A 19,304-nucleotide genomic window follows, 5' to 3' on the forward strand; every position below is an offset into this window, starting at 1 on the left:
CCCGCATCAGGACGAACGGATGGGGATCGGAACCCGAGGCCCGGAAGGCAAGGAGGAATCATGGACATCGAACGCATTCACACCCCGGTCATGCTCGAGCGCACGCTGGAGCTTCTGGCTCCTGCCCTCGAGGGCGACAACGCCGTGCTCGTCGACGCGACACTCGGCATGGGCGGCCACGCGGCCGCCTTCCTCGAGCGCTTTCCGAACCTCACGGTGATCGGGCTCGATCGCGACACCGACGCACTCGGCATCGCACGCGAACGACTCGCGAAGTTCGGCGACCGCGCGCGATTCGTGCACACGGTGTACGACGGCATCGAGGGCGCCGTGCGTTCCGAGGGGTTCCGCGAGGTGCAGGGCGTGCTCTTCGACCTCGGCGTCTCCTCCCTCCAGCTCGACCGCGCAGAGCGTGGCTTCGCCTACTCCAAAGACGCTCCGCTCGACATGCGCATGGACGGCACGAGCGGACGCACCGCCGCAGACGTCATCGCCGAAGAGAGCGAAGAGGAACTGCGGCGCATCTTCCTCGACTACGGCGAGGAGAAGCTCGCGGCTCGCTACGCACGGGCGATCGTCAGAGCGCGAGCGGATGCCCCGATCACCCGCTCGGCCGAGCTCGTCGCGATCCTCCAGGCTGCGACGCCGGTCGCCATTCAGCGGCAGGGGCATCCGGCGAAGCGGGTCTTCCAGGCGTTGCGGATCGAGGTGAACGAGGAGCTCTCGGTGCTCGACCGTGCCATGCCCGCGGCACTCGAAACGATCGCCGTCGGCGGTCGCATCGTCGTGCTGGCCTACCAGTCTCTCGAGGACCGCATCGTCAAGCGAGCGCTCAGCGCCGCGTCGAGCTCGACCGCACCCGCGGGGCTGCCGATGGAACTCCCCGAACACCGCCCGGTCTTCAAGCTCCTCGTTCGAGGCGCTGAGCTCGCGAGCGAGTCCGAGCAGGCGGAGAACCCGCGTGCGAAGCCGGTACGGCTCCGCGCCGCTGAACGAGTGAGGAGGCCGTCATGAGTGCACTGCCGGCCAACTCCCTTCCTGCTCCGCGCCGAGTCGGCCCGGATCGCGCCCCCCGCCGTCTGCGTCCCGCCCCGGAGCGGGTGGCACGCCCGAAGCCGCGTCTCGCCTACGCCGTCATCGCCCTCGGCGGGGTGGCGGTCATCATCGTTGCGCAGCTTCTGCTCTCGATCGCGGTCACGCAGGGAGCATACGAGATCGACGGACTCCAGACGCAGCAGAGCGTGCTCACCCGTGAGGAGCAGAAGCTCGCCGAGGAACTCGATCGCGTCGAGTCACCCCAGTTCCTCGCCACGAAGGCCGAAGGTCTCGGCATGGTGCCCAACGCGAACCCCGTCTACCTGAGGCTCTCCGACGGCGCCGTGCTCGGCCAGCCGACGGCGGCCGCCGGCGGCGTCGCGCCCTCTGCGCCGCTCGTCCCGAATGCGCTGATCGACGGCGTGCCGTCGGGCGGCGAGCAGCCCCCGGTGCAGACTCCGAGCGAGGGAACCCCCGGTCAGGCCGCCGACGCGACGACGCAGGTGCCCGATGGGGCGCCGGCGGCACCGCTCGACGGAGCCCTGCCGACGCCCGCCACGCACTGACGCACGATCGTTTGCGAGGATCGAATTGATGAACCGCACGAGCCGGCACCCGATGCGGAGAATTCTGCTCTCGGCTGCGGTGCTGATCGCACTCGTCGGCGTCTTCGTCGTACGACTCGTCGACATCCAGATCGTGCGTGCGGCCGAGCTCAACGAGCAGGCCCAGGAGGCTCGTTCCCAACCGGTCACCGTCTACGGCGCTCGAGGTGACATCGTCGATGCCAACGGCAAGGTGCTCGCCGACAGCGTCATGCGATACGACATCGTGCTCTCGCCGAAGCAGGCTTCGAAGGCTCTCGTCGAGCGCGACATGCCTGACCCCGAGAAGCCAGGGGAGACCATGGTCGTCGAGGTTCCGATGGCGCAGCTCGCCGCCGAGCTTGGTGCCGAGGTCGGCCTCACGGGCGATCAGGTACAGGGCATCATCGCCTCGGAGCTCGCTGCGGACGCCAATTCCGACTATGCCTACGTCGCGAAACTCGTCGACACCGAGACATACGAACGGGTGAAGGCGTTGGACATTCCGTGGGTCTACGCCGATGAGCACCCGAGTCGGCGTTACCCGAACGGCGCGGTCGCCGGAAACCTCGTCGGCTGGGTCGATCCCGACGGCGAGCCGGTCGCGGGCCTCGAGCTCTCGGAGGACCAGTGCCTCGCCGGCGAGAACGGCGAGGTGAGCTACCTGCACAGCCTGCAGGACTGGGTGAAGATCCCCGGCACCGAGATCGTGCAGAAGCAGGCGCACGACGGCGGAACGCTGAAGCTGACGATCGACACCGACCTGCAGTGGGAGGTGCAGCGCATCGCCGAGGCGCAGCGCCAGGCCACGGGTGCCGCCTGGGCGACGGTGACCGTCATGGAGGCGAAGACCGGGCGCCTGCTCGCGGTCGCGGATGTTCCCACGGTCGACCCGAACGACCCATCCGCCACCGACGCTGAGGATCGCGGATCCCGTTCGTTCACGGCGCCGTTCGAGCCGGGTTCGACCTTCAAGGCGCTCACCGCGGCATCCGTCATCAACGCAGGCCAAGGCGACCCGTTCAGTCAGGTCGTCGCGCCGTACCGCATCATCTTCCCCAACGGGGCGAACATCAACGACAGTTCGGTGCATGACGATCAGAACCTGACGCTGACCGGCGTGCTCATCGAGTCCTCCAACACGGGCATGTCGCAGTTCGGTGAACGGATGACCGATCGAGCGCGATACGACGACATGGTGAAGTTCGGTCTCGGAGCCGAGACCGAGGTCGGCTTCTCGGGCGAGGAACCCGGCGACCTGCACGGCGACCCCGACGAGGACTGGGACAACCAGACGAAGTACGCCACGATGTTCGGCCAGGGACTGACCACGACCGCGGTGCAGATCGCCAGCGCCTACCAGACCATCGCGAACCACGGGGTGCGCATGCCCGTCACCCTCGTCGACGGCTGCGTCGACGAAGACGGCACGTCGACGGCGGCGCCGGCGCAGGGCACCCAGGTGGTCTCGGCGCAAGCGGCCGACCAGACGAGCCAGATGCTCGAGCGCGTCTACCAGGACGCGTGGCTGTCGGACGAATGGAACATTCCGGGATACCGGGTCGCCGCGAAGACCGGCACCGCGCAGGTGCCGGATGGCGAGGGCGGCTACCTGAAGGGCTATCTCGTCTCCGTCTCCGGCTTCGCCCCGGCCGACGACCCGGAGTTCGTCGTTTCGGTGAGCATCATGAATCCCGTTAAGATGAATTCGTCCGCCGCATCCGCTCCCGTCTTCCAAGAGGTGATGAGCCAGGTGCTGAAGAAATACCGGACCGTTCCATCCGGCGCCGCGGCGCCCGAGCTGCCAGCTACCTGGTGAGAAAGTTGGGTTCGTGACCGGATCGCCTCTCACGGCCCTCCGGCCGAAGCACCCGAGTCCTCGATCGCTGTCCGGCCTCGCCGAAGCGTTCGGGTTCACCGTGCTCGGCGAGATCGACGGCGTCGAGGTCACAGGCGTCGGCCTCTCCTCGAAGGCGGTGCAACCCGGCGATCTCTACGTCGGCGTACCCGGTCGCAACGCGCACGGCGCCGAGTTCGCCGCAGCTGCTCGCGATGCCGGTGCCGTCGCCCTGCTCACCGACGCCGCGGGCGCCGAACGCGCATCCGGCGCCGGCCTGCCCGTGCTCGTCACGGCCGACGCACGCGCCGCGCTCGGCGACGTCGCCGCGTGGATCCACCGCACCTCCGAGAACCCGGCCACGCTCTTCGCGGTGACCGGGACGAACGGCAAGACCAGCGTGGTCTACCTGCTCTACGGCATGCTCCGCCAGCTCGGCGTCATGGCCGGGCTCACCTCGACCGCAGAGCGCCGGATCGGCGACGAAGCGGTCACGAGCTCGCTCACGACGCCCGAGGCGAGCGAACTGCACGCCCTGCTCGCCCGTATGCGCGAGGTCGACGTGCGCGCCGTCGGCATCGAGGTCTCCGCGCAGGCGCTTTCACGACATCGCGTCGACGGCCTCGTCTTCGACGTGGTCGGCTTCACGAACCTGACGCACGACCATCTCGACGATTACGCCTCGATGGACGAGTACTTCGAGGCGAAACGCGAGCTCTTCCAGCCCGAGCGATCGCGTCGCGGGGTCGTCACGGTCGATTCGGAGTGGGGCCGCCGACTCGTCGCCGAGTCGCGCATCCCCGTCACCACGCTCACGACGACCGCCGGCGTCGAAGCCGATTGGCGCATCACCGTGCTCGAAGAGGGTGCCGATCACACCTCGTTCCTGCTCGAGGGCCCGGGCGGGCGTCGAGTCGAGACGCAGGTGCCGCTGCTCGGCTGGTACATGGCTGCCAACGCCGCCCTCGCGATCGTGATGCTCACCGAGGCCGGGTACGACCTCGACCTCATCGCCGCCGCACTCGAGCGCGACGGCGGCGTCGACGCGTACATCCCCGGGCGGGCCGAACGCATCTCGAGTGACCGCGGACCGGTCGTCTACATCGACTACGGGCACAGCCCCGACGCCTTCCTGCAGACGCTCGGCGCCATCCGTCGCAGTACCGACGGCCGTGTCGTCATGGTCTTCGGGGCCGATGGCGATCGCGACTCGACGAAGCGCGCCGAGATGGGCGCCATCGCCGCCCGCGGTGCCGACGTCGTCGTCGTCACCGATTTCCACCCGCGATTCGAGGACCCGGCGGCGATCCGAGCCGCGCTCATCGCCGGCGCACGCGCGGCAGTGCCCGATCGCGAGATCCAGGAGATCGCCGATCCGCGCGCTGCATTCCGCGCTGCCCTCGCCCTCGCGGGCGAGGGTGATGCGATCCTCTACGCCGGACCCGGCCACGAGGACTACCACGAGGTGAAGGGCGTGAAGATTCCGTATTCGGCCAGAGACGACGCCAAGCAGGCACTGCGCGATGCGGGGTGGCTCGCATGATCGCCCTGACCCTGGCCGAGATCGCCTCGGCCGTCGGCGGCACGCTCCGACTCGACGGCACGTCGCACACACCCGACACGATCGTCGACGGCACCGTGACGACCGACTCCCGCGAGATCGGCGCCGGGGGAGTGTTCGTCGCCAAGCGCGGAGAGTTCGACGACGGCCACCGGTTCGCGCCGGCCGCGGCCGAACAGGGCGCGGCCCTCCTGATCGTCGAGCACCCGCTCGATCTCGCCGTGCCGCAGATCATCGTCGACGACTCGGTCGACGCGCTGGGAGCGCTCGCGACCGAAGTCGTGCTGCGCGTTCGAAGCCTCGGCAAGCTGCGCATCGTCGGCGTCACCGGCTCCAACGGCAAGACGACGACGAAGAACCTGTTGCGCACGGTGCTCGAGCAGGTCGGTCCGACGATCGCCGCGCGAGCCTCGTTCAACAACGAGGTCGGTGCGCCGATCACGATGCTCGAGCTCACGGCCGACACCGAGTTCCTCGTCGCCGAGATGGGCGCGTCCGCCGTCGGCGAGATCGCCCGGCTGGTGCGCATGGCCCGCCCCGACATCGGCATCGTGCTGAAGGTCGGCCTCGCGCACGCGGGCGAGTTCGGCGGCATCGAGCAGACGGTCCTGGCGAAGTCCGAGATGGTCACCGAACTGCTCGACACGGATGTCGCGGTGCTGAACTCCGACGACCCGCGGGTGGTCCCCATGGCCGGCCTGACCGCCGCACGCATCGTCTGGTTCGGGTTCGGCGAGGGGGCCGACGTGCGCGCCGCCGACATCCGCACGCACGCCCGAGGAACCGACTTCACCGTGACGGTACCGGGCGGGGAATCCGCTGAAGTGCACTTCTCTGTGCTCGGCGAGCATCACGTCATGAACGCGCTCGCGGCGATCGCGGCATCCCTCGAACTCGGCGTGCCGTTGCCGGCCGTCGTCGACGCGCTCGAGCAGGTGACCCTCGCCGAACGCTGGCGCATGCAGGTCATGGGCGGCCGTGACGGTGTCACGGTCATCAACGACGCCTACAACGCGAGCCCCGACTCGATGTCGGCCGCGATCAAGACGCTTGCGCAGGTGAAGAGCCCCGGCGCTCGCACGATCGCCGTGCTGGGCGAGATGAGCGAACTCGGCGAGTTCTCGGGCGAGGAGCACGATCGCATCGGCCTGCTGGCCGTGCGGCTCGGCATCTCCCAGCTCGTCGTGGTGGGCACCGGCGCACGTCGCCTGCACATCACGGCGATCAACGAGGGCTCGTGGGACGGCGAATCGGCATTCGTCGAGTCCGCCGACGAGGCATTCGACCTCGTGACGTCCTCCGTGCGCCCCGGCGACACGATATTGGTGAAATCGTCGAACTCGGCGGGTCTCCGCCTGCTGGGCGACCGACTGGGAGAATGGTTCTCGTGAGAGCACTGCTGACCGCTGGGGCGTTGTCGCTCGCCTTCACGCTGTTCCTGACCCCCCTGTTCATCCGGCTGTTCGTTCGGCTCGGCTGGGGCCAGTTCATCCGCGACGACGGGCCCAAGAGCCACCACGTCAAGCGCGGCACGCCCACCATGGGCGGCATCATCTTCATTCTCGGCACCCTCTTCGGCTATTTCGTCGCGACGCTGATCGTGAGCGATGAGGAGCCGACGGCCTCCGGTCTGCTCGTGCTGTTCATGATGGTCGGCCTCGGCATCGTGGGGTTCGTCGACGATTTCCTGAAGACGCGCAAGAAGCAGAGCCTCGGTCTCGGCGGCTGGGCCAAGGTCGTCGGCCAGGTGCTCATCGCGGGTGTCTTCGCGTTGCTGGCCCTGCAGTTCCCCGACAACCGCGGCATCACGCCGGCCGACACGAAGATCTCATTCATCCGTGACCTGCCGCTCGACTTCATGGTGTTCGGCACGATCGTCGGCGTCATTCTCTACGTGCTCTGGATCTGCCTGCTCGCCGTCGGCACGTCGAACGGCGTCAACGTCACCGACGGTCTCGACGGGCTCGCCGGCGGCGCATCGATCCTCGCGATCGGCTCGTTCGTCATCATCGGCTTCTGGCAGTTCAACCAGTCGTGCGCGGCGATCGGGCTGAACCCCTCCGACCGGTACCGCTGCTACGACGTGCGCGACCCGCTCGACATCGCGATCGTGGCCACGGCCATCGTCGGCGGTCTCATCGGCTTCCTGTGGTGGAACACGAACCCGGCGAAGATCTACATGGGCGACACCGGTTCCCTGGCGCTCGGCGGCGCCCTCGCCGCCCTCGCGATCGTCAGCCACACCGAACTGCTCCTGCTCATCATCGGCGGCCTCTTCGTCATCGAGACCGGGTCGGTCATCGTGCAGCGCGCGTACTTCAAGCTCACGCACGGCAAACGCATCTTCCTGATGAGCCCGATCCACCATCACTTCGAGTTGAAGGGCTGGGCCGAGGTCACGATCGTCGTGCGCTTCTGGATCATCGGCGGCCTGCTCGTCGCCGCGGGCGTCGGCGCCTTCTACTTCGAGTGGCTGCAGAGCTGATGACGGATGTCGCTGCGCCCGATCCCGGACGTCTGGATTCGCTGACGAGCTGGAACGCCGATTGGTCGGGCCTCCGGGTCGTCGTGCTCGGCCTCGGGGTCACCGGCTTCGCCGTCGCCGACACGCTCACCGAGCTCGGAGCGAACGTGCTCGTCGTGGCGCCCGAGGTCGACGATGACCGTGCGCGGATCCTCGAGGTCATCGGGGCCCGGTTGCTGCGGCATCCGCTCGATACGGTTCCCGCTGAGCTCAACGAATTCGCACCCGAGTTGATCATCGCCTCACCGGGCTTCCATCCCGATCACCCCGTGCTCGAATGGGCCGGTGCCGAGGCGATCGCCGTGTGGGGCGACATCGAGCTCGCCTGGCGCGTTCGCGACAAGGTCAACGCCGCCGAGTGGATTCTCGTGACCGGCACGAACGGCAAGACGACGACCGTGCAGATGGCGGCCACCTTCCTCGCAGCGGGCGGCGTTCGAGTGGCGCCGTGCGGCAACATCGGCGTGCCGGTGCTCGACGCCGTGCGCGACCCCGGAGGATTCGACGTGCTCGTCGTCGAGCTCTCGAGCTACCAGCTGCATCACCTGCCGAGCACCGGCGAGGGCGCGGTGCATCCGTGGGCGAGCGTCGTGCTGAACCTCGCCGACGACCACCTCGATTGGCACGGCTCGCCCGAGGCCTATCGCGCCGCGAAGGCGAAGGTCTACGAGAACACGAAGGTCGCGTGCGTCTACAACCGGGCTGACGAGGCGACACGGCAGATGGTCGAGGACGCTGAGGTCGAGGAGGGCGCGCGAGCGATCGGATTCGGCCTCGACGTGCCGGGCCCGAGCGACTTCGGCGTCGTCGACGGCATCCTCTGCGACCGCGCGTTCCTCGACGACCGACGCTCGGCAGCGCTCGAGATCACGACGATCGACGAGCTCGAACCGCGCGGGCTGGCGGCGCCGCACGTCGTGGCGAACATCCTCGCATCGTCGGCACTGGCGCGCTCGTTCGGAGTGCCGGTCACGACGATCCACGATGCGCTCGGCGAGTTCCGTCTCGACGCGCACCGAATCGAGACGGTGGCGGTCTCCGGTGGCATCCGTTGGGTCGACGACTCGAAGGCGACGAACCCCCACGCTGCAGAGGCGTCGTTGCGCGCGTTCGGCACGGTGGTCTGGATCGTCGGCGGCCTGCTGAAAGGCGTCGATGCGGATGCCCTCGTGGCCGCGCACGTCGGGCGGTTGCGCGCCGCGGTCGTGATCGGCGCCGATCGCGCCGCGCTCGTCGCGGCGTTCCGCCGACACGCCCCTGAGCTGCCACTGTTCGAAGTGGTCACGGATGACACTGAAACGGTGATGCCCGACGCGGTGGCGCTGGCTGCGGCGGTCGCCGAAGACGGCGACACCGTGCTCCTCGCTCCCGCCGCGGCGTCGATGGATCAGTTCGCCGACTACGGCGACCGGGGCCGGCGGTTCCACGAGGCCGTCGGATCGATGCTGGGAGGTGAGGCGGGTGGCGACTCCGCCCCGCACGAACCGCTCACCGGAGACTGACCGTCCGGGCGTCTCCGCCGCCCGCATCCGGCTCGGCCGGGTGTTCCGGGTCGAGTCGGCCGACTACTTCCTGTTGCTCGGCACGACGCTCTTCCTGGTCGTCTTCGGCCTGGTGATGGTGCTCTCCGCATCAGTCGTGCAATCGCACCTCGAAGACGAGAGCTTCTTCGCACAGGCGATGCGCCAGGGGCTCTTCGCCGTCTTCGGCATCCCGATCATGCTCATCGCGAGCCGGATGCCGGAGCGATTCTGGATGCGTCTGGCCTGGCCGACGCTCATCGTCTCGTGTCTCATGCAGCTCCTGGTCGTGGCGACGCCGCTCGGCATCGAGGTCGGCGGCAACACGAACTGGATCCAGCTCGGCCCGATGCAGTTCCAGCCCTCGGAGCTGATCAAGGTCGCCCTGGTGATGTGGCTCGGCCTCATCGTGACGAAGAAGGAGGCGCTGCTCGGCGATTTCGTGCACGGCATCCTGCCGATCATCCTGGTGGGCGGCGGGGCGATCGGCCTCGTGCTGGTCGGCGGCGACCTCGGCACGGTCATGATCATGGGCGCGATGCTGCTCGGCGCACTCTTCCTCATCGGCGTGCGGCTCCGGCTCCTGCTGCCGCCGATCTTCGCAGCAGTGATCATCTTCGTGCTCGTCGCCGTCTCGAGCGAGAACCGCATGCGCCGCATCACGTCCTTCCTCGACGCGAACTGCGAGAGCGGGGGAAGCGGTGATGCCATCAACGACTGCTGGCAGATCCAGCACGGCTCCTTCGCCCTCGCGAACGGCGGCATCTTCGGGGTGGGTCTCGGCAACTCGGTCGCGAAATGGTCGTGGGTTCCCGCAGCCGACAATGACTTCATCTTCGCGATCATCGGCGAAGAACTCGGTCTGATCGGCGCGATCGTCGTGATCGCCATGTTCGTGGTGCTCGCAGTGGCGCTCACCCGCGTGCTTCGGGGAGCCCGTACCCCGTTCGCTCGAGCCGCGTCCGCGTCGGTGCTCGTCTGGGTGATCGGCCAGGCATGTGTCAACATCGGTGTCGTGCTCGGTGTCTTCCCTGTTCTCGGCGTTCCGCTGCCGCTCGTCTCGGCGGGTGGTACGGCGCTGCTCACCACGCTCTTCGCCATCGGCATCGTGCTGTCGGTCGCGCGCGACCCCGAGGCGGCCGCCAGGGCCGCCGCGAAGGCAGCGGACCGGGCAGCCGCGCGCAAGGCCGGGCGCACGGCGGCGACACGGGCGGCGCGATGACCACCTACCTCCTCGCCGGCGGAGGCACGGCCGGCCACGTGAACCCGCTGCTCGCCGTGGCCGACCGGCTGCGCGAGCGTGACCCAGCAGCATCCGTGCTCGTGCTCGGCACGGCAGAGGGTCTCGAGGCTCGGCTGGTGCCCGCCCGTGGCTACGAGCTGCTGACGATCGCGAAGGTGCCCTTTCCGCGACGGCCGAATCGAGCGGCACTCGCGTTCCCGGGTCGCTTCCGTGCTTCGGTTGCGGCCGTCCGCGGCATCATCGAGGAACGCGGGGTCGATGTCGTCGTCGGATTCGGCGGCTACGTGTCGACACCCGCATACCTGGCCGCACGCGGTGCTCGCATTCCGGTCGCGATCCACGAGGCGAACGCGCGGCCCGGACTCGCGAACCGCCTGGGCGCTCGGTTCGCGGCGACGGTGGGCGTCGCCTTCGAGGGCACCCCGCTTCCCGGTGCGCGCCTCGTCGGCATGCCGCTCCGGCGCGAGATCGAGACCCTCGATCCGCCCGCACGCCGTCTCGAGTCCGCCGCCCACTTCGGGCTCGACCCGTCGCGACCGGTGCTCCTCGCCACCGGCGGATCGCTCGGTGCCCGGCGCATCAATCGCACCATGGCCGACTCGGCGACGGCCATCACCGGTGCCGGCTGGCAGGTCGTCCACGTGACCGGCGCGAGCTCCGAGGTCACCGATCCCGGCATCGCCGACTACCACGTCGTCGAGTACGCCGACCGCATGGACCTCGCCCTCGCGCTGGCCGACGTCGCCGTGTCCCGTGCGGGTGCCGCCACCGTCAGCGAACTCGCCGCCCTCGGCATCCCCGCCGTGTTCGTGCCCTATCCGGTCGGCAACGGCGAACAGCGCTTCAACGCGGCCGGAGTCGTCGAAGCAGGGGGCGCGGTGCTCGTCGACGATGCCGAGTTCGTCCCCGATTGGGTGGCCGAGCACTTGCTGCCCCTCCTCGCCGACGCGGCGCGTCTGCGCGACATGGCCGTTGCCGCGGCATCCGTGGGCTTCCGCGACGGTACCGATCGCATGGTCGCCCTCGTCGACGAGGCGCTCGGCGAGGCAGCCGGAGACGGCTCGCAAGGCGCGTAACGTTGACTGGGCGGATGCCGCGGCATCCGTTCGCACGAACCCAGTGGAGACGGGCGCACACGCGACCGACCCGCATCCATTCCGACCGCACCGAGGAAGAACAGCCGAACCGTGACGATCAAGCCCGACCTCTCAGCCCAGATCCCCGCCGAGCTCGGCGCCGTGCACTTCGTCGGCATCGGCGGCTCGGGGATGAGCGGAATCGCGAGGCTCATGCTGAAGGCCGGGCACCGGGTGACCGGTTCGGATGTGCGCGATTCCGACAACATCGAGGCGCTGCGTGCGCTCGGAGCCGAGGTCGCCATCGGCCACGCAGCAGAGAACCTCGGCGACGACGTCGACACCGTCGTCGTCACCGGCGCGCTCTGGCTCGACAACCCCGAGTACCAGCTCGCGCTGGAACGGGGCCTGCCGGTGCTGCACCGTTCGCAGGCGCTCGCGGCGCTCATCGCGGGCCAACGGCTCGTCTCGGTGGCCGGCGCCCACGGGAAGACCACCTCGACGGGCATGATCGTCACCGGACTGCTCGCGCTCGGCGAAGATCCGAGCTTCGTCAACGGCGGCGTGATCGAGGAGCTCGGCGTCTCGTCGGCCGCGGGCGACGGCGAACTGTTCGTGGTCGAAGCCGACGAGTCCGACGGATCCTTCCTGCTCTACGACACCTCGGTGGCGCTCGTCACGAACGTCGATCCCGACCATCTCGACCACTACGGCTCGCTCGAAGCATTCGAGCAGGCGTTCGTGGACTTCGCCGACCACGCACGCGAGTTCGTCGTGATCTCCTCCGACGACGCCGGCGCCGCTCGCGTCGCAGCACGCCTCGCCCACGAGCGCGTCATCACCTTCGGCGAGGCGGCCGATGCAACGGTGCGGGTGCACTCGATCGCAACCGACGGCCCCGTGTCGTTCACCGTTGCGTACGAGGGCGTCGACCATCACGCCCAGCTCCGCATCCCCGGACGGCACAACGCCATCAACGCGGCGGGTGCGTTCGCGGTGCTCGTCGGCCTCGGTCTCGATCCTGCAGCGTCGCTCGCCGGCATCACCCGGTTCGCGGGTACCGGTCGGCGCTTCGAACTGCACGGCACGGTCGGCGGCGTGAGCGTCTACGATGACTACGCCCATCACCCGACCGAGGTGGCCGCTGCGCTGTCGGCCGCGCGCACGGTCGTGGGGGAGGGGCGCATCATCGCGGTGCACCAGCCGCACCTCTACAGCCGCACTCGTCTGTTCGCCAAGGAGTTCGCCGAGGTGCTCGAAGAGTATGCCGACGAGACCGTCGTGCTCGACGTCTACGGTGCGCGGGAGGACCCGGAGCCGGGCGTCACCGGCGCGCTCGTCAGCGAGCGGTTCGACGACGCGTCGCACGTGGCGTTCGTGCCCGATTGGCAGCAGGCCGCCGACTACACCGCGAGCATTGCGCGCGACGGCGATTTCGTGATCACGCTCGGTTGCGGCGATGTCTACCGCATCGTGCCGCAGTTGCTCGGTTCGCTCGAGCGGGAGCGCGGATGACGGTGGTGCCCGCGTGAAGCGGCCGCAGGGTTTCGACGGGCCGGCGGCGCGCACTCCGCGCAGCAGGCGAGTCGAGCCCGTCGTCGCTCCCGACCGGGTTCGGGATTCGCAACCGGGTCGGGTCCCGAAGGGGCGTGATCGACCTGCACCAGTCGGCGAGGCTCGTGCCGATCCTGGTGCGGCGCCGTTCGACCCCGACCGCACCACGACGGAGCCGATCGCCGTCGTCGAGACCGCCGGGCGCCCAGTCGAACCGACCGAACCGATCGCGCCTGCCGTGGCGGGCGTCTCCGACGCGAGCGCCGATCGGGAGCCGGGCTCGCGCGCCGCTTCCGGCGACGCTCCGTCCGGAGGCCGGCCCCGCGACGCGCGTGCGGCCAAGCGTGAGCTGGCCGCTGCAGCACGTGCGCGGCGTCGGTACGAACGGCTCGAGGTTCGGCGCTTCACGAAGCGGTCTCGTCGTCGCCGGGTCGTCTGGTCGGTCGTGCTCGGTTCGATCGTCGCACTCGTCGTGGTGATCGCCGTCGGCGCATACTCACCGCTCATGGCGTTGCGGGAGGTTCGGGTCGAGGGCGCCGTGCGAATTCCAGCTGCTGATGTACAAGCCGCGTTCGCCGGGACGCTCGGCACGCCGTTGCCCCTCATCGAGAGCGCCGACGTGCTTGCGGCGCTCTCGAACTTCCCGCTCATCGAGACCTATTCGACCGAGACCATTCCGCCGGGCACCCTCGTCGTGCGCATCGTCGAGCGAGTGCCGGTAGGGGTCATCGACACGGGCGATGGGCTCGAGCTCGTCGATGCCGCTGGTGTCGTGATCGATCGGCCGGCCGAACGGCCGGAGGGTCAGCCGCTCATCACCGCAGAGGGAGGCGTCGCGGGCGAGGGTTTCCGCGCGGCGGGCGCCGTGATCAGAAGCCTGCCGGCCGAGGTGCGCTCCCAGCTCGTCGGAGCGTCGGCAGCAACGGCCGACGACGTGCGTCTGGAACTCTCATCGGGCGCAACGGTCGTCTGGGGGAGCTCCGAGGAATCGGCGCAGAAGGCGGCGGTACTGGCGCAACTCATGATCGCGGCACCACCCGACGCCGTCGACGAGTACGACGTCTCGTCACCCCAGAGTGCTGTCACGCGGTGATCCGCGAGCAGATCCGGGTGAATCCGGGCCGATCCGCGAGGCGGTTCGCGACACGCGGGCGCGCCTTTCGGTGGGGGGATGGTCTGGCACCTACCGTCAACTCAGGAATTGCATACTCAGCAAAACTTTAACCTTCGACTAGAGGTTCAGAGTTCGCACGGAAGGCCGGTCATGTCGACAAACCAGAACTACCTCGCCGTCATCAAGGTCGTCGGCATCGGCGGCGGCGGTGTCAACGCCGTCAACCGCATGATCGAACTCGGCCTCCGCGGAGTCGAGTTCATCGCGATCAACACCGACGCACAGGCGCTGCTGATGTCGGACGCCGACGTCAAGCTCGATGTCGGACGTGATCTCACTCGCGGCCTCGGTGCCGGCGCAGACCCGGAAGTCGGGCGCCGGGCCGCAGAAGACCACGCGGAAGAGATCGAAGAAGCGCTCGCGGGGGCCGACATGGTCTTCGTCACCGCGGGTGAAGGCGGTGGCACGGGCACCGGCGGCGCTCCGGTCGTCGCACGCATCGCCAAGTCAATCGGCGCACTCACGATCGGCGTCGTCACCAAGCCGTTCGGCTTCGAGGGCAAACGCCGTCAGACACAGGCCGAACAGGGCGTCGCTCGCCTGAAGGAGGAAGTCGACACCCTGATCGTGGTGCCGAACGACCGCCTGCTCGAGATCAGCGATCGCGGCATCTCGATGCTCGAGGCATTCGCGACCGCCGACCAGGTGCTCCTCGCCGGTGTCCAGGGCATCACCGACCTGATCACGACTCCCGGGCTCATCAACCTCGACTTCGCCGACGTCAAGTCGGTCATGCAGGGCGCAGGTTCCGCACTCATGGGCATCGGCTCATCGAGGGGAGCCGACCGCTCGATCAAGGCTGCGGAACTCGCCGTCGCCAGCCCGTTGCTCGAAGCCTCGATCGATGGCGCGCACGGCGTGCTGCTCTCCATCCAGGGTGGCTCGAACCTCGGCATCTTCGAGATCAACGACGCCGCGCGACTCGTGCAGGAGGCGGTGCACCCCGAGGCGAACATCATCTTCGGTGCAGTCATCGACGACACGCTGGGCGACGAGGTGCGCGTCACGGTCATCGCCGCAGGATTCGACGGCGGCGAGCCGAGCACGAAGCCGGCCGAAGCGCGCCGCACGAACTTCGTGCCTGCTGCGGTCGGCGTGGCGGCCGGCGGTGGCGCGATCTCGGGCGATGTCGCCGACGCGATCTCCGAGATCGACATCGATGAACTGGTCGAGACCGCCAACTGGGGTGAGGTCGATTCGAGCACCGCGGATCAGATCGTCTCCGACCCGGCGTTCGACACCGATGACGACGACCTCGACATCCCAGACTTCCTGAAGTGAGCGAGTTCGCCGGTCAGAGCGCTCCGGCGGGTGCCGACACGCTCGGCGGACGCCTGGCCGAGGTGACCGGGCGAATCGCGGATGCCGCGGCCGACGCGAATCGCGATGCGGGCGAGATCACGACCATCGTCGTCACCAAGTTCCACCCGGCGGCGCTCGTCGCCGAACTCGCCGCGCTCGGGGTGCACGACGTCGGCGAGAACCGGCACCAGGAGGCGCAGGCCAAGGTCGCCGAGCTCGCGGACGTCGATCTACGGTGGCATTTCGTCGGTCAGCTGCAGAGCAAGAAGGCCCGGCAGGTTCGCGGATACGCCTCGGCGATCCACTCGGTCGACCGCACTGCGCTCGTCGACGCGCTGCGATCCGACGAGTCGTCCGTCGACTGCTTCGTGCAGGTCAACCTGACGGATGACCCCGGCCGCGGGGGCGTCGCCACCACTGAACTGGAATCTCTCGTGGAGCATGTCCTCGACACGCCCGGGCTCCGCCTCCGTGGGCTCATGGCGGTCGCGCCGCTCGGAGCGCCTGCGCGACCCGCATTCGCCCGCGTCCGAGAGCTCTCCGAACTCGTGCGTTCGCTCGACCCCGCAGCGCGTGATCTGTCCATGGGGATGTCGCACGATTTTCGCGACGCGATCATGGAAGGTGCGACACACCTGAGAATCGGAACCGCAATCACCGGGAATCGGCCGGTCGCCGGTTAACCTCGAAGAGACGGAACACAGACGGAGGCAGCGATGTCGAACCCGCTCAAGAAGACCATGGTCTATCTCGGACTCGCAGATGAAGAGCTCGAAGATGAGACCCCGCAGGCACACGCGCCCGCACCGGTGGCGCCGGTCGTGCACGCGGCGCCCGCACCACGGACCGGTGCGGCGGTCACTCCGCTGCGCAAGAACCACGTCCAACCGAGCACCCCGCAGGTGGAGATGAACGAGATCCTGACCGTGCACCCGCGTCAATACCGTGACGCGCAGGTGATCGCCGAGTCCTTCCGCGAGGGAGTGCCGGTGATCATCAACCTCTCGCAGATGTCGGATGCCGACGCGCGGCGTCTCATCGACTTCGCGAGCGGGCTTTCGCAGGGGCTGTACGGCAAGATCGAGCGCGTGACGAGCAAGGTGTTCCTGCTCTCGCCCGCGCACGTCGTCGTCTCTGGGGAGACCGGCGAGAGTGAAGGCGACGTCGACGCGTCGTTCTTCACGCACGCGTAGCCGGCCGTGGGCGCGCTCCTCGTCGTCTGGAACCTGCTCTACGCGCTCCTCCTCATCTACTTCTTCGTGATGTGGGGGCGCTTCGTGCTCGACCTCGTGCGTACGTTCAATCGGTCGTGGCGCCCTCGTGGCGCCTGGCTGGTGATCGTGGAGGTGGTCTACAGCCTCACCGATCCGCTCGTGCGCTTCTTTCGGCGGCTCGTGCCGCCGATTCGTATCGGCCAGGTCGCATTGGACCTCGGCTGGAGTTTGGCCATGCTCGTCGTGATCGTTGCGATGACCGTGGTGTCCCTGCTGGGACAAGCAGCAGCCGTTTCCGGCTGATGATCTCCTGCGAGGGTGAGGTCGAGACGAACGGCACTCACGACTCTGAGGATGTCTTTGCTACCGTTAGCTGAACGTGATCGAACAGTTCGACAGATTTGAGGGTGGAAAGCCATGGCGCTAACTCCGGAAGATGTGGTCAACAAGCGCTTCCAGGCGACGAAGTTCCGGGAAGGGTACGACCAAGACGAGGTCGACGACTTCCTCGACGAGGTCGTGGTCGAGCTTCGTCGACTGACCGGCGAGAACGACGAGCTGCGTCAGCGGCTGTCCGCGGCCGAGGCCCGTGCTGCGGAGGCTGGTTCGGCTCCCGCCGCTGCTGCCGCGCCGACACCGGCCGCGGTGTACACCGAACCGGCCGCTCCGCCGCCGACGGTCGCCGTGCCGATGCAGCAGCCTGCGTCGGCGCAGTCCGAGCTCGACGAGCAGACCAGCACCACGAACCTTCTGCAGCTGGCGCGCCGCCTGCACGAAGAGCACGTTCGTGAGGGCGTCGAGAAGCGCGATGCGCTCATCGCCGAGGGCCACGCCACAGCGGCGCGGGTCGTCGCCGAGGCCGAGGCGAAGCAGCGTGCACAGATCGGCGTGCTCGACCAGGAGCGCGTCGCGCTCGAGAAGCGGGTCGACGAACTGCGCGTCTTCGAGCGCGACTACCGTGCGAAGCTGAAGAACTACATCGAGGGCCAGCTGCGCGATCTCGACACCGCGGCGCCGGTGCAGGTCTCGGGCAACCAGGGCTTCTCGGCGCCGGTCGGCGCTTCGGGCCTGCCTGCTGAGCAGCCTGCGCCGACCTTCCAGGGCTTTGGCGGCTGAGCCAGCCGCCAAGCTCGGCTCCACCACTGCTCTCCTGGTCGTGGCCGGCGCCGCGTTTGCGGCGTACGGCCTCGATCAGCTGAGCAAGTTCCTCGTCGTCGCGAATCTCGCCGAGGGCGAGATCGTGCCGGTGCTCGGCTCCGTGCTGCAGTGGCAGTTCGTTCGCAACCCCGGTGCCGCCTTCTCGTTGGCGAGCGGCATGACCTGGATCTTCACGATCCTCGCTGCGGGCGTCATCACCTTCATCGTCTGGTTCGCCCGGCGCATCCGTTCGACCGCCTGGGCGATCGTCTTCGGGTTGCTGCTCGGCGGGGTGCTCGGCAACCTGACCGACCGGCTCTTCCGGGAGCCGTCCTTCGGGCTCGGTCACGTCATCGACTTCATCTCCACCCCATGGCTGATTCCGGCCATCTACAACGTCGCCGACATGGCCATCGTGTCGAGCATGGTCCTGTTCATGATCCTCACCATCCGCGGCATCGGCCTCGATGGTGTCCGGCAGCCGCGGGAGAGCGCCGTCGACGAGACGGCATCAGGCGCTCACGGTCACGCGACTCGCGATGCCCCCGGCACGACGGCGGGCGACGGCGGCCTGCCGCTCGACGCGGCGCGCGGCGCCTGATGGAACGCCGCTCATTCCCCGTTCCCGACGGGCTCGACGGTTCGCGTGTCGACGCCGGACTCGCCAAGCTCCTCGGATTCTCCCGAACGCTCGCCGCCGACATCGCCTCGGCGGGCGGGGTCGCACTCGACGGTGCGACCGTCGACAAGTCCGATCGTCTGCGCGCCGGTGCCTGGCTCGAGGTGAGCTGGGAGGAGCCGCGCGGGCTCACGATCGAACCGATCGAGGTGCCCGACCTGGGCATCGTCCACGACGATGACGACCTCGTCGTCGTCGACAAGCCCGCCGGGGTCGCGGCGCATCCCTCGGTCGGCTGGAACGGACCGACCGTCGTCGGAGCCCTCGCCGCGGCGGGCTTCCGCATCTCCACCTCGGGAGCTCCCGAGCGCCAGGGAGTCGTGCACCGGCTCGACGCCGGCACCAGCGGACTCATGGTCGTCGCCAAGTCCGAGCGCGCGTACACCGACCTGAAGCGCCAGTTCCACGACCGCGAGGTGGAGAAGATCTATCACACGGTCGTGCAGGGGCATCCCGATCCGCTCGCGGGCACGATCGATGCGCCGGTCGGCCGTCATCCCCGCTCGGAGTGGAAATTCGCCGTCACGGCCGACGGGAAGCACGCCGTCACCCACTATGAGACGATCGAGGCGTTCCCGTACGCCTCACTGCTCGAGGTGCACCTCGAGACCGGCCGCACGCACCAGATCCGCGTGCACATGGCGGCGCAGCGGCATCCGTGCGCCGGTGACTCGATGTACGGGGCCGACCCGACGCTCTCGGCGCGACTCGGACTCGAACGGCAATGGCTGCACGCCAAGCAACTCGCGTTCGCCCACCCCGGCGGCGGCGCGTGGACGACCTTCGTGTCGCAGTATCCCGCCGACCTCGCACACGCACTCGAACTCTTGCGCGGCGACTGAAACGCGCGCCTGGGCGGACCGA

The 19,304-nt window shown here is 68.6% G+C and carries 18 protein-coding genes; all 18 read left to right on the forward strand.

All coding sequences use genetic code 11. The features are described 5' to 3' along the window. Positions 1 to 60 precede the first annotated feature (60 nt). Entirely contained in the window at positions 61 to 1,014 is a 954-nt protein-coding gene (gene rsmH / locus AC6CH0_RS12310) for a 16S rRNA (cytosine(1402)-N(4))-methyltransferase RsmH (RefSeq protein WP_498101269.1), read from the forward strand. Next, positions 1,011 to 1,601: a cell division protein FtsL gene (ftsL, locus tag AC6CH0_RS12315; protein ID WP_498101271.1), complete on the forward strand. Its 591-nt coding sequence runs from the start codon at positions 1,011 to 1,013 to the stop codon at positions 1,599 to 1,601. The genes rsmH and ftsL overlap by 4 nt, the downstream gene beginning before the upstream one ends. 28 nt (positions 1,602 to 1,629) lie before the next feature. Then, positions 1,630 to 3,438, forward strand: coding sequence for a peptidoglycan D,D-transpeptidase FtsI family protein (locus AC6CH0_RS12320; RefSeq protein ID WP_498101273.1), 1,809 nt, complete (start codon positions 1,630 to 1,632; stop codon positions 3,436 to 3,438). Between the two features lie 13 nt (positions 3,439 to 3,451). Continuing rightward, entirely contained in the window at positions 3,452 to 4,999 is a 1,548-nt protein-coding gene (locus AC6CH0_RS12325; protein WP_498101275.1) for a Mur ligase family protein, read from the forward strand. Continuing rightward, positions 4,996 to 6,408: a UDP-N-acetylmuramoyl-tripeptide--D-alanyl-D-alanine ligase gene (locus AC6CH0_RS12330; protein ID WP_498101277.1), complete on the forward strand. Its 1,413-nt coding sequence runs from the start codon at positions 4,996 to 4,998 to the stop codon at positions 6,406 to 6,408. Before AC6CH0_RS12325 ends, AC6CH0_RS12330 begins: the two co-directional genes overlap by 4 nt. Beyond that, positions 6,405 to 7,502 carry a phospho-N-acetylmuramoyl-pentapeptide-transferase gene (mraY, locus tag AC6CH0_RS12335; protein WP_498102268.1) on the forward strand — a complete coding sequence of 366 codons (1,098 nt, stop codon included), beginning with the start codon at positions 6,405 to 6,407 and terminating at the stop codon, positions 7,500 to 7,502. Before AC6CH0_RS12330 ends, mraY begins: the two co-directional genes overlap by 4 nt. Beyond that, a complete protein-coding gene (gene murD, locus AC6CH0_RS12340; protein WP_498102270.1) occupies positions 7,502 to 9,043 on the forward strand; it encodes a UDP-N-acetylmuramoyl-L-alanine--D-glutamate ligase in 1,542 nt (513 codons plus the stop codon). Before mraY ends, murD begins: the two co-directional genes overlap by 1 nt. Beyond that, positions 9,003 to 10,283 carry a putative lipid II flippase FtsW gene (gene ftsW / locus AC6CH0_RS12345; protein WP_498101279.1) on the forward strand — a complete coding sequence of 427 codons (1,281 nt, stop codon included), beginning with the start codon at positions 9,003 to 9,005 and terminating at the stop codon, positions 10,281 to 10,283. The genes murD and ftsW overlap by 41 nt, the downstream gene beginning before the upstream one ends. After that, a complete protein-coding gene (murG, locus tag AC6CH0_RS12350; protein WP_498101281.1) occupies positions 10,280 to 11,380 on the forward strand; it encodes an undecaprenyldiphospho-muramoylpentapeptide beta-N-acetylglucosaminyltransferase in 1,101 nt (366 codons plus the stop codon). Before ftsW ends, murG begins: the two co-directional genes overlap by 4 nt. 111 nt (positions 11,381 to 11,491) lie before the next feature. After that, positions 11,492 to 12,895 (forward strand): UDP-N-acetylmuramate--L-alanine ligase, encoded by a 1,404-nt coding sequence (gene murC, locus AC6CH0_RS12355; protein WP_498101283.1) that lies wholly within the window; start codon positions 11,492 to 11,494, stop codon positions 12,893 to 12,895. 13 nt (positions 12,896 to 12,908) lie between these two features. Beyond that, positions 12,909 to 14,027, forward strand: coding sequence for a cell division protein FtsQ/DivIB (locus tag AC6CH0_RS12360; RefSeq protein ID WP_498101285.1), 1,119 nt, complete (start codon positions 12,909 to 12,911; stop codon positions 14,025 to 14,027). A 171-nt stretch (positions 14,028 to 14,198) separates the two neighbouring features. Next, positions 14,199 to 15,389 carry a cell division protein FtsZ gene (gene ftsZ / locus AC6CH0_RS12365; protein WP_498101287.1) on the forward strand — a complete coding sequence of 397 codons (1,191 nt, stop codon included), beginning with the start codon at positions 14,199 to 14,201 and terminating at the stop codon, positions 15,387 to 15,389. Next, the gene (locus tag AC6CH0_RS12370) at positions 15,386 to 16,093 is read left to right on the forward strand and encodes a YggS family pyridoxal phosphate-dependent enzyme (protein ID WP_498101289.1); all 708 of its coding nucleotides are present in this window, start codon (positions 15,386 to 15,388) and stop codon (positions 16,091 to 16,093) included. Before ftsZ ends, AC6CH0_RS12370 begins: the two co-directional genes overlap by 4 nt. Before the next feature lie 33 nt (positions 16,094 to 16,126). Then, positions 16,127 to 16,603, forward strand: coding sequence for a cell division protein SepF (locus AC6CH0_RS12375; protein WP_498101291.1), 477 nt, complete (start codon positions 16,127 to 16,129; stop codon positions 16,601 to 16,603). Positions 16,604 to 16,609: 6 nt separating this feature from the next. Continuing rightward, positions 16,610 to 16,927, forward strand: coding sequence for a YggT family protein (locus tag AC6CH0_RS12380; protein ID WP_498101293.1), 318 nt, complete (start codon positions 16,610 to 16,612; stop codon positions 16,925 to 16,927). A gap of 114 nt (positions 16,928 to 17,041) precedes the next feature. Continuing rightward, entirely contained in the window at positions 17,042 to 17,740 is a 699-nt protein-coding gene (locus tag AC6CH0_RS12385) for a DivIVA domain-containing protein (protein WP_498101295.1), read from the forward strand. Continuing rightward, on the forward strand, positions 17,730 to 18,362 hold the full coding sequence (gene lspA, locus AC6CH0_RS12390) for a signal peptidase II (protein ID WP_498101297.1): 633 nt from the start codon (positions 17,730 to 17,732) through the stop codon (positions 18,360 to 18,362). The genes AC6CH0_RS12385 and lspA overlap by 11 nt, the downstream gene beginning before the upstream one ends. Continuing rightward, positions 18,362 to 19,282: an RluA family pseudouridine synthase gene (locus AC6CH0_RS12395; RefSeq protein ID WP_498101299.1), complete on the forward strand. Its 921-nt coding sequence runs from the start codon at positions 18,362 to 18,364 to the stop codon at positions 19,280 to 19,282. Before lspA ends, AC6CH0_RS12395 begins: the two co-directional genes overlap by 1 nt. Positions 19,283 to 19,304 lie beyond the last annotated feature (22 nt).

Source organism: Agromyces sp. GQ35 (genome assembly GCF_059758475.1).

Bases quoted from the DNA above. Each gene is read 5' to 3' on its own strand.
- rsmH (WP_498101269.1), top strand. From the start codon at position 61: ATGGACATCGAACGCATTCACACCCCGGTCATGCTCGAGCGCACGCTG.
- ftsL (WP_498101271.1), top strand. From the start codon at position 1,011: ATGAGTGCACTGCCGGCCAACTCCCTTCCTGCTCCGCGCCGAGTCGGC.
- AC6CH0_RS12320 (WP_498101273.1), top strand. From the start codon at position 1,630: ATGAACCGCACGAGCCGGCACCCGATGCGGAGAATTCTGCTCTCGGCT.
- AC6CH0_RS12330 (WP_498101277.1), top strand. From the start codon at position 4,996: ATGATCGCCCTGACCCTGGCCGAGATCGCCTCGGCCGTCGGCGGCACG.
- murD (WP_498102270.1), top strand. From the start codon at position 7,502: ATGACGGATGTCGCTGCGCCCGATCCCGGACGTCTGGATTCGCTGACG.
- murG (WP_498101281.1), top strand. From the start codon at position 10,280: ATGACCACCTACCTCCTCGCCGGCGGAGGCACGGCCGGCCACGTGAAC.
- ftsZ (WP_498101287.1), top strand. From the start codon at position 14,199: ATGTCGACAAACCAGAACTACCTCGCCGTCATCAAGGTCGTCGGCATC.
- AC6CH0_RS12375 (WP_498101291.1), top strand. From the start codon at position 16,127: ATGTCGAACCCGCTCAAGAAGACCATGGTCTATCTCGGACTCGCAGAT.
- AC6CH0_RS12385 (WP_498101295.1), top strand. From the start codon at position 17,042: ATGGCGCTAACTCCGGAAGATGTGGTCAACAAGCGCTTCCAGGCGACG.
- AC6CH0_RS12395 (WP_498101299.1), top strand. From the start codon at position 18,362: ATGGAACGCCGCTCATTCCCCGTTCCCGACGGGCTCGACGGTTCGCGT.